Origin of the sequence: Frankia tisae (genome assembly GCF_025403405.1) — a bacterium.
Lineage (GTDB): Bacteria > Actinomycetota > Actinomycetes > Frankiales > Frankiaceae > Frankia > Frankia tisai.
On sequence record NZ_JANEZT010000245.1, the window covers coordinates 1 to 10,315 of the forward strand.

A 10,315-nucleotide genomic window follows, 5' to 3' on the forward strand; every position below is an offset into this window, starting at 1 on the left:
GTCCGGGTGAGGGTCCCCACGGGCGGCGGCGGGGAGCCGGGCGGGGACACCCTCGGCCGGCGACTGCGGGGCCGCCTCGCCGCTGTGCCAGGGGCCGCGCGGTATGTCGCCGTGCTCGCCATCCTGAGCGCGGCCGCCGCCGTCGCGCTGCGGCACACCGTCTTCCCCCTGCTGTCGGTCAACAACGACGAGGGCATCTACCTGCTGCACGCTCGGACGCTGGCCGAGGGCAGGCTGTTCCCGCCCGCGCCGCATCCCGCGCAGTCCTACCTGCCGTGGCTCGGCACCGTCGTCGGCGATCACTATGTTCTGAAGTACACGCCCTTCGTGCCCGCGATCTTCGCGGCCAGCCTGTTCGTCGCGGGCAGCATCGATCCGGCGCTTGCCGTGATCGCGGCGGCGGCGGTTGTCGTCACCTACCTGCTCGGCGTCGAACTGTCGGGCAGCCGCAGGGTCGCGGCGCTGTCCGCGACCCTGCTCGCCCTGTCCCCACTGGTCCTCCTGCAGAGCGCCATGGTGCTCAGCTATCTGCCGGCGCTGGTCCTGCTCCAGGCGACCGTGCTCGGGGTGCTGCGGGGCCGGCGGTCCCACCGCGCGCTGCCCCTGGTGGGCGCCGGGGTCGCGCTCGGCGTCGCCGCGGCGGTGCGGCCGTACGACGTCGTGCTGCTGCTGGTGCCCCTCGCGGTCTGGCTGCTGGTGTCCTGCGCCGGGCGGCGCTGGTGGCTGCTGCGGTGGCTGCTGTGCGGCCTAGCCGTGCCGGTGGTGATCGTGCTGCTCACGAACGCGGCGGCGACCGGGAACCCGTTACGCCTGCCGTTCGCGCTGCTCGAACCCGACGATCGGATCGGCTTCGGGCGGCGCAAGCTCTACCCGGCCGATGGGCGCCACGACTTCGGCTTCGCTGAGGGCCTGAGCTCCGTCGGGGACCATCTGTGGCTGCTCGGCGGCTGGGCCTTCGGCGGCGTCGTGCTCGCGGTGGCGGCGCTCGCCGCCGGGGTGCGGCGCCGGCTGTCCGGGCCGGCCGCGCTGCTGGGCCTCGGCGGACTGCTGTTCCTGATCGGGTATGTCGGCTTCTGGGGGGCGTGGAACGCCGCCGAGCTGTGGGGCGGCATCCGCTACGTCGGCCCCTTCTACATGGTTCCCGTTCTCATCCCGCTCGTGCATCTCGGCGCGTCCGGATCCGCGTGGGGTGCGGCGGCCCTGGTCGCCCGTGGCCGCCGGCTCGGGCTCGCCGTGCTCGTCCCCGTGGTCGCCGCCGTCGTCGCTCTCACGATCGTCGTTCTCTCCGTGGCGGTGCGTGACAACCTCACGTTGACCGGCAACGACCGGGATCTGCGCGCCATGATGCGCCGGCTGCCGCAGCGGCCGCTGGTGTTCGTCGCGGCCAACCCGGCCTTCCTCGGCCACCCCACCCCCGTGACGGCCAACGGCCCGGATCTCGACGACCCGGTGCTGTATGCGATCGCCCGCGGCGCCGACGACCTCATCGTGGCCGAGGATCATCCCGACCGGCCGGCCTACCTGCTGCGCCTCGCCCCCGCGTACGACCAGTCGCCCGGGTCGCCGTCGACGGCGCGGGTCGAACGGCTCGCGGTCCGGACCGGGGACCGGGTGGCGGCGGCGATCGCCGTCCCGTCCGGCGCCACCCCGCGCGGGGCGCGGTCCGCCCGGCTCGTGCTCACTGCCGGAAGGACCCGGCTGTCCGTCCCCGTGGACCCGCGAACCGCGACGTCCCTGACGGTCACCGTCGACGCTGACGGCCTCGACGCGGGCGACGTCGACCTCGACGACTCGGAGCCGGCTCGTCCGGGCACGGCTCGCAGACCGCCCGCCCGCCCGACCGCGACGGTGGTCCGCGGCGGCCGCGGCACCTCCGTCACGGTGACGCTGTACGCGACGGACCGTGAGGGGCACGAACGCGGCGTCGACCGGCAGATCCTCCCCGTGCGGCTCGCCGGCGCCCGAGCCGCGCCGGACCCGGGCGGCGAGCCGGCGGTCACGGTGCTCGGGTCGGTGGGGCAGGTCGACGAGGTCGGCACGGGGGCCCGGCCGCCGCTGCGCATCACCCTCGTCGGCGCCGCCCGAAAGCCGACGTCACAGAGGAGATAGCAAGGCCGCCCAGACCCAGCGATCAGTCGATGCGGCGGATCGGGGGCGGCGTGTACGTGCCGTCGAGGACGTCCTCGCCGGGGCCGTAGATCCGCAGCGCGGGACGGAAGTCGCCGGTCGCCGCGGGCAGCCAGTCGGCCTGCTCGCCCTCGTCGGCCGGGGGATCGCTCTGGATGCGGACGCGGACCGAGCCGTCCGGGTCGCGACGCAGGCCGCGGCTTCGGCTGCCCACGCAGTACCGGTGCTGGGGATTGTCCACCAGGTAGTACTCGGGGGCGTCGTACATCGTCACCGACCAGGACGCCGCCGGGGGCGGCGGCGCCAGGTCGAGGAGGTAGCGGTGCGCGCCCGTCAGGCGGCGGCCCTCGGCATCCACCAGGCAGGTCGCCTCGATGCATTCGTAGCCGTGGGTCGCGCCGATCGGCTGGCGCGCCGTCATCGCCCGGGCCAGCCGGGCCTGGACGCGGTCGGTCATCCGCCACGCCGGCTCGTCGAGGGTCCCCAGGCCCAGGTGGTCCAGGTTGAAGTCGAGGGCATGCGGGGAGCTCGACCAGCCGTTGCTCAGCGCCCGCCCGGCGTGGGCAACGCGTTCCAGCCGGTCGCGGCCGGCGCGCAGCCCGCCGCGCAGCGACCAGGCCAGCGCCGGATCAGGATCGACATACGGCGAGGGATCGTCGAGGATCCCCAGCGGGGCGAAGCGGCGGGCATGGTCGGCCTCGGCCGGCGGCGGGGGACAGGCCCGCAGCCAGATCCGCAGCTCCTCCCAGAACCGCAGGTCGTCGCAGACGCTCTTCGAACGCTCCGGCGGTCCCTCCGCCCGGCGCGCGCCCGGATCCAGAGGACTCAGCCGGAGCTCGTCCTGCAGGCCGTGGACTGCGCGGGCGTCGGCCGGGTCGTCGAAGCCGAACTGGCCGATCACGGTCAGCAGACGGGTCGGCGTCTCGATGCGGATCAGATCCGGCGGCGTGCCCTGCGCCCAGCCAGGCGGGACCAGCACGTAGGCGCCGCCGCGCCCGGCGCCGGTCCGCCGTCCCACATAGGCGAAGTTGTTGCGCCAGGCGTCGACGAACAGCAGCAGGCTGTACCGATCACCGCTGTCCGGGACGGACAGGACCAGCGGACCCGGCGCGAGGTCCACCTGCGCCACCGAGTGCAGCACGTCCGCGTGGACGCCGACGAACTGCGAGTGCGGGCCCGGCAGATCCCGTATGTGGGCGAAGGCGTTGAACCCGGCGGGCGCGAGCGGCCCGATCCCCCCGTCGGCGAACCGACCGCTCAGCCGGAGGGTGCTCACCAGCGGAAGGCCGAAAACGTAGGCCTCGGCCGCAAGCCCGAACCGGTGATCATCTGCACGCATGCCCCGCCGTCCCGCCGCCTCTCGCCGTTCGGTGCCGAACCTCGTACCGTCCGTGCCCGCAATCCGGTGGATGTATCCCATCGATGGTGCGAGGGCGGGGCCGAGCGGCGGCTGCGGGCGGTAGGCGGGCACCCCATCGATCACCGCCGCGAGGTTGGCCGCCGCGATGCCCTAGGGTTGACGGCATGGCGCAGTACGTCTTCCAGTTGCGCAAAGCGCGCAAGGCCCACGGTGACAAGGTCATCCTCGATGATGTGACCCTGGCATTCCTGCCCGGAGCGAAGATCGGGGTGGTCGGTCCGAACGGGGCGGGGAAGTCGTCCCTGCTCAAGATCATGGCTGGGCTCGACCATCCGAGTAACGGCGAGGCACTCCTCAGTCCCGGATACTCGGTGGGCATGCTCGCCCAGGAGCCGACTCTCGACGAGACCAAGGACGTCCGCGGCAACGTCGAGGACGGCGTGCGCGAGATCCGCCGGGTGCTCGCCCGCTACGAGGAGATCAACGAGAAGATGTCCGCGCCCGACGCGGACTTCGACTCGCTGCTCGGTGAGCAGGCCGAGCTCATCGACAAGATCGAGGCCGGCAACGCCTGGGAGCTCGACAGCCAGCTCGACCAGGCGATGGACGCGTTGCGACTGCCCCCGGGCGACGCCGACGTGTCGCTGCTGTCCGGCGGCGAGCGGCGCCGGGTCGCCCTGTGCAAGCTGCTGCTCGAGGCGCCCGACCTGCTGCTGCTCGACGAGCCGACCAACCATCTCGACGCGGAGAGCGTCGCCTGGCTCGAGCAGCACCTTGCCCGCTATGCCGGCGCCGTGCTCGCCGTCACCCACGACCGGTACTTCCTCGACAACGTCGCCGGCTGGATCCTCGAGCTCGACCGGGGCCGCGCCCACGCCTACGAGGGCAACTACACCACCTACCTGGAGGCCAAGGCGGGCCGCCTGAAGGTCGAGGGCCAGAAGGACGCCAAGCGGCGCCGGGTCCTCGCCCAGGAACTCGAGTGGGTCCGCTCCAACCCGAAGGCCCGCCAGACCAAGAGCAAGTCACGCCTGTCCCGCTACGAGGAGCTGGCCGCCGAGGCGGACCGGGCCCGCCCGCGCGACTTCGAGGACATCCAGATCCCGCCCGGCCCGCGGCTGGGCAACCAGGTCATCGAGGCCAAGGGTCTGGCCAAGGGATTCGACGGCCGTCTGCTCATCGAGGACCTGTCGTTCACCCTGCCGCGCGGCGGCATCGTCGGCGTGATCGGTCCCAACGGCGTCGGCAAGACCACGCTGTTCACGATGGTCACGGGGCAGGCGAACCCCGACGCGGGCAGCCTCGTCCTCGGTGACACCGTCGACATCGCCTACGTCGACCAGTCCCGGGCCGGCCTCGACCCGAAGAAGAACGTCTGGCAGATCGTCTCCGACGGCCTTGACCACATCGTCGTCGGCAAGGTCGACTTCCCCAGCCGGGCGTACGTGTCGTCGTTCGGGTTCAAGGGGCCCGACCAGCAGAAGCCCGTCGGGGTGCTGTCCGGTGGCGAGCGCAACCGGCTCAACCTCGCCCTGACCCTCAAGCGCGGCGGTAACGTCCTGCTCCTCGACGAGCCCACCAACGACCTCGACGTGGAGACGCTGCGGTCGCTGGAGGAGGCGCTGCTGGAGTTCGCCGGCTGCGCCGTGGTCATCTCCCACGATCGCTGGTTCCTCGACCGGGTCGCCACCCACATCCTCGCCTGGGAGGGCACCGACGAGGACCCGGCTCGCTGGTTCTGGTTCGAGGGCAACTTCGCCGACTACGAAGCCAACAAGATCGAGCGGCTCGGCCAGGAGGCCGCCCGCCCGCATCGCGTCACCTACCGCAAGCTGACCCGCGACTGACGCCCCGCCGCCGCCCGAGCGGGAAATCCCGCACGGGCGGCGGCCGCTGGCGCTGGGGCTGGGGCTGGGAGCTCAGTCGGCACGGTTCTGCAGCGAGTTCGCCGCCATCTGCAGATAGTCCCAGAGCGTCTTGTGCTGGTCGGGCGGCAGGCCCAGGGAGTCGACCGCCGCGCCCATCACGGCGAGCCAGGCGTCCCGCTGCACCGGGCCGATCGCGAACGGCACGTGCCGCATCCGCAGCCGCGGGTGGCCCCGCAGCTCCTGATAGTCGCTCGGGCCGCCCCAGTACTGGATGAGGAACAGGCGCAGGCGCTCCTCCGCACCCGCCAGATCCTCCTCCGGGTACAGCGGGCGTAGCACCGGATCGTTTGCCACCCCCTGGTAGAACCGTGCGACCAGGGTGCGGAACGTCGGCTCCCCGCCGACGGCATCGAAAAGAGTCGTCGTGGGCTGGGCCGGGGTGTGGGGCTGGCTCACCCGTCCATTGTGCGTCACATCGGCGTGCGTCCGGACCGCCGGTACGATCTCAGCCGTCGCGGGGCGCGATCCACGCCGTGGTATCCGGCGGCAGGGTCAGCGTCGCGCCGTCATAACCCACAGGTCCGCTCGCGAGCACCAGCCGGCCGGCGAGGTTGATCGTAGCCTCCTGCCCTACCGACATAACGCATGTCATTCGCGCCGGCCCCACCGAGGTGGGCGCCCCCGGGGTCGCCCGCTCGGGGGGCGCCGCGCCGGCGGTCCGCCCGTCGGCGTCCGTCCGATCGAAGGCGAGGCAGCCCGCGGGTGCGTCGTCGCGCCAGTGCAGCTCGTCGCCGTGCAGGTGCGGCAGGGCCCGGCGCAGCGCGAGCGCCCCGCGCAGGAGCCGCCAGGTCGACATCGGATCGCCGGCCTGCGCGAGCACCGCGAGGCCGGCCCAGCCGGGCGGCTGCGGCAGCCACGGGTCGACTCCGTCCGCGGTGAACCCGTACGGCGGTGCGTCGCCCGACCAGGGCAGCGGCACGCGGGCGCCGTCCCGGCCCGGCAGAGTGCCCCCCGAGCGCGCGAACGCCGGGTCCTGGCGTGCCGCCGGCGGCACGTCGGCCTGCGGCAGCGCCAGCTCGTCACCCTGGTAGAGCACGGCGACGCCGGGCAGGGCGAGCAGGGTCAGCAGCGCCGCCCGGGCGCGGCGCACGCCCACCTCCCCGCCCCCGTAACGGGTCACCGGCCGCACCACGTCGTGGTTGGCCAGCACCCAGGTGGCCGGCGCGCCCACCGCCGCGAGCGCCATGCGTTCGGTGTCGATCACCGTCCGCCATGCCGAAGCTGACCATGGAGCGGTCAGCAGGGAGAAGGAGAACGTCAGGTGCAGCTCGTCGGGTCGGACGTAGCGGGCCAGGCGTGCCGGGTCGCGTACCCAGGTCTCCCCGATCAGCACCCGGGGGCGGCCGTCCCGGGCGGTGTACTCGTCGGTGATCGCCCGCCAGGTCCGGTAGATCTCGTGCACGCCGTCCTGATCCCAGACCCGCGGTTCGCCCTCCTCGCGGAACCCGCTGTCGTCGAGCACCGGGCCGGGCGGGTTGTCGCGCAGCTCGCCGTCCTTGACCAGGCCGTGGCTGACGTCGATGCGGAAGCCGTCGACGCCCCGGTCGAGCCAGAAGCGCAGGGTCGCCTCGTGATCGGCCCGCACCGCGGGGTGATCCCAGTTCCAGTCGGGCTGCCCGGTGTCGAACAGGTGCAGGTACCACTGGCCGTCGGGGACCCTGGTCCAGGCCGGGCCGCCGAAGACGGACATCCAGTTGTTCGGGGGCTCGCTGCCGTCCGGTCCCCGCCCGTCGCGGAAGATGTACAGCTCCCGCTCGGGTCCGCCCGGCGGGGCCGCCAGCGCCGCCTGGAAGGCCGGATGCACCGAACTGGAATGGTTCGGGACGAGATCGACGAGGACGGCGAGACCGGCTTCGGCGGCGTCGGCGAGCAGCGCGTCGAGGTCGGCGAGGCCGCCGAACAGCGGATCCACATCGCGGTGGTCGGCGACGTCGTAGCCATGGTCGGCCATCGGCGAGGGGTAGAAGGGTGTGATCCACAGGGCGTCCACGCCCAGCTCCGCGAGGGCCGGCAGGTGCTGGCGCAGCCCGGTGAGGTCGCCGACGCCGTCGCCGTCCGAGTCGGCGAAGCTGCGCAGGTACACCTCGTACAGCACGGCCCGCCGCCACCACCCGGCATCCCGGTCACCAATGCTGCCCGGAGACGAACGGGGGGTTTCCCCCCCGTTACGGGACCTCGATCCACTCGTGTAATAGTCAGTACTGGAATGATGTATCCCCATGTGATCCTTTCTTGTGCCCATGGCCCCGTCTGGACCGGTACCCACCCTGGCGGCGTCGCCGGTGCTGGCGACGGGATGCCGGCTGCCCTGGTCGCCGACGGCGCATCGAGCACCGCGGGCCTGCCCGATCTGCCCCGGCCGGTCCGATCATCCCGATCGTCCCTACTGCTTCGAACTGTCCCACCGCGGCGGCGGTCCGGCCGCCGACGGGCGGTCGGCCGCCCAGGTGCGACACATGCTCCTCCGGCGCGGGATCGGCTGTGGCAAAGCCGGCTTGAGGGTGCGAAGGGATGGCGATGGGGTACCGCTCCCGGCTCGGGTCGAGATTCTCGCCATGCGCGATATCCGGTTACCGAACTAGACTTCCGCGGGTGGACCAGGTGACTGGCCGTTACGGCGTAGTCCCGGGAGTCGGATTCGGTCGGGGGCGGGAGGATCCAGCCCCGACGTCCGGACCTGTCACCGAGAATTCGTCCGGCATGTCCGCGATCACCGTCGCGGCGGATGCCGAACTCGACCGCAGTTCGCGGGGGGCGGCCCGAATGTCGCAGCAGGTACGCCGCTCGGCGTCCGCGGGGTTGCGCGGCGCGTGGGGGATCGCCCGCGCGCTGCGCGGTGCCGCGAGCAGCGATGGCGGGGGTGGGCCGGCCGCCTCGCCGTCGTCGTTCCTGGCCGACGCCGGCCTCGTCCTCGCCAGCACCCTCGATCCGGAGCACGTCCCGGACCTGATCGCCGGGCTCGCGGTGCCGCGCTTCGGCACCGGTGCGATGGTCTGGGTGCGCGACGGAGACGACGTGCGGCTGGATGCCAGCGTCTTCGTCGACCCGAAGGTCGACAAGATCATGCGGGCGGTCGTCGCGGTCCGCCATCCCACGCTCGCCGACGACTTCCCGCCCGGCGTCGTGCTGCGCAACGGGCAGACCTACTGCCTGCCCGACTTCGACAAAGTGCGGGCCTCGCTGTCGTTTCCGCACGAGCCCGCCTACCAGCAGTTCCGCCGCATCCAGGGCGGCCCGACGGTGAACGTGCCGCTGTCGGTGCACGGACGGATCCTCGGCGCCATCACCGTCGGCCGCCGCGCGGGCTTCTACACCAACGCCGAGGTCTCCTTGCTGGAGGACCTGGCCCGCCGCGGCGCCCTCGCGCTGGACAACGCCCTGCGCTTCAAAGAGGCCCAGGAGTCCGCGCTGACCCTGCAGCGCTCGCTGCTGCTGGCCCATCCGCCCGCCCTCGAGGGTGTCGAGATCGCCATGGAGTACCGCCCGGGGACGGCAGGTACCGAGGTCGGCGGCGACCTCTACGACGTGATCCCGCTGTCCGGCGGCCGGGTGGGGGTCGCCATCGGCGACGTGATGGGCCGCGGGCTGCGGGCCGCCGCGGTGATGGGCCAGCTCCGCGCGGCCCTGCGGGCCTATGCGCTGGAGGACTGGTGTCCCGCGGAGGTCCTCACCCGGCTGGACCGGGTCGTCGGCCTGCTGCCCGGGCTGCAGCTGGCCACCTGCATCTACGCGGTCTACGACCGGCACACCGGCCGGGCGACCATCGCCAACGCCGGGCACCCCGCCCCGCTGGTGATTCTCCCCGACGAGGACCCGGACTACCTTGTGCTCGACCCGGGCCTGCCGCTCGGCGTCGGCGAGGGCGGCGGCTTCAGCGAGACGACGGTGACGCTGCCGCCAGGGTCGGCGCTGGTGATGTTCACCGACGGACTGGTGGAGTCGCGGCGCCGGCCACTGGTCGACGGCCTGGAAAACCTGCGCTGCGGGTTGATCGAGCAGCGCGCCCGGGTGGCCGCCGCGCGGTCCGGCCTGACCGCGGCGGACGGCACCCCCGACGACGGTCGCCGGGCGACCGATGCGGCCGGCGGCGAGGCCGCCGCGGACGGCGGTGCGGCCGGCGGGTCGGGCGGGGCGTCGACCGGCGTCTGGATCGACCGGCGGGCGCCCGGGCCCTCCCTCGGACCGCCGCGGGGCATGGCCGACCGCCGTAGCGGCCGGGAGCGTCGCACCGGCCCGGACCGCCGGGCCGGGGAGGATCTCCGCGCCGGCGGGGATCGCCGCGCTGGGGCCGACCGGCGCCGCCGGGCCCGTGGCGACAGCTTCGCCGCGCGGAGCTGGTTCGGTCCGGACACGGTCGCCGGCACCGGCGAGGGCCCCACCGAGGAGACGGCCCGTTCGCTGCTCGAACGCTGCCTGATCGCCGCCGACCTGCCGGCTCGCACCGACGACGACACGGCTGTGCTGGTGCTGACCACCCAGTCCGTGAACCCGCCGCTGCTCGAACTGGCGCTGCCCGCGGTGGCCGCCTCCGCCGGGCAGGCCCGGATGGCGATGCGCGACGTCATGCTCGACTACGGCATCACCGCGGTGGACGACGCGACGCTGCTGGTCAGCGAGGTGGTGACGAACGCGGTCCTGCACGCGCGCAGCGACCTGGTGCTGCGGGCGTCGCTGGAGCCCGGCCGGCTGCGGATCAGTGTCGAGGACCGCGAGGGCGGGCACCTGCCGCGGCCGGGCGCGGCGGCGGAGAACAAGCCCGACCCCGAGTCGGGCTGGGGCCTGCTGCTGGTGGAGGCGCTGTCGCTGGCCTGGGGAGTCGAGACCACCCCAGGCGGCAAACGGGTCTGGTTCGACATCGAGATCCCCGACGTGCCGGGGGGTGGCATCATGGGCCGGCTGC

Annotated in this window: 6 protein-coding genes; 3 read left to right on the plus strand and 3 right to left on the minus strand. The window is 73.3% G+C overall.

What is annotated here, in order from left to right; translation table 11 throughout:
• The coding region (locus NBZ85_RS21050; RefSeq protein ID WP_261562456.1) for a DUF7846 domain-containing protein at positions 1-2,109 on the plus strand (2,109 nt) is incomplete at its 5' end.
• A 22-nt stretch (positions 2,110-2,131) separates the two neighbouring features.
• On the opposite strand, the gene NBZ85_RS21055 is transcribed toward NBZ85_RS21050, so the two are convergent.
• Positions 2,132-3,466 (minus strand): DUF1254 domain-containing protein, encoded by a 1,335-nt coding sequence (locus tag NBZ85_RS21055; RefSeq protein WP_261559594.1) that lies wholly within the window; start codon positions 3,464-3,466, stop codon positions 2,132-2,134.
• A gap of 185 nt (positions 3,467-3,651) precedes the next feature.
• Between NBZ85_RS21055 and ettA the strand changes: the two genes are divergently transcribed.
• Positions 3,652-5,334, plus strand: a complete 1,683-nt coding sequence (gene ettA / locus NBZ85_RS21060; RefSeq protein WP_261559595.1) for an energy-dependent translational throttle protein EttA — start codon at positions 3,652-3,654, stop codon at positions 5,332-5,334.
• 72 nt (positions 5,335-5,406) lie between these two features.
• On the opposite strand, the gene NBZ85_RS21065 is transcribed toward ettA, so the two are convergent.
• Together NBZ85_RS21065 and NBZ85_RS21070 are read right to left on the minus strand one after the other, a co-directional pair.
• Positions 5,407-5,811, minus strand: a complete 405-nt coding sequence (locus tag NBZ85_RS21065; RefSeq protein ID WP_261559596.1) for a globin — start codon at positions 5,809-5,811, stop codon at positions 5,407-5,409.
• Between the two features lie 49 nt (positions 5,812-5,860).
• Positions 5,861-7,636: a glycoside hydrolase family 13 protein gene (locus NBZ85_RS21070; RefSeq protein WP_261562457.1), complete on the minus strand. Its 1,776-nt coding sequence runs from the start codon at positions 7,634-7,636 to the stop codon at positions 5,861-5,863.
• Between the two features lie 479 nt (positions 7,637-8,115).
• Between NBZ85_RS21070 and NBZ85_RS21075 the strand changes: the two genes are divergently transcribed.
• The coding region (locus NBZ85_RS21075) for an ATP-binding SpoIIE family protein phosphatase (RefSeq protein ID WP_261562458.1) at positions 8,116-10,315 on the plus strand (2,200 nt) is incomplete at its 3' end.

What these genes read in the sequence shown, in the direction of transcription:
- NBZ85_RS21055 (WP_261559594.1), bottom strand. Translation starts at nt 3,466, where the DNA reads ATGCGTGCAGATGATCACCGGTTCGGGCTTGCGGCCGAGGCCTACGTT.
- NBZ85_RS21070 (WP_261562457.1), bottom strand. Translation starts at nt 7,636, where the DNA reads ATGGGGATACATCATTCCAGTACTGACTATTACACGAGTGGATCGAGG.
- ettA (WP_261559595.1), top strand. Translation starts at nt 3,652, where the DNA reads ATGGCGCAGTACGTCTTCCAGTTGCGCAAAGCGCGCAAGGCCCACGGT.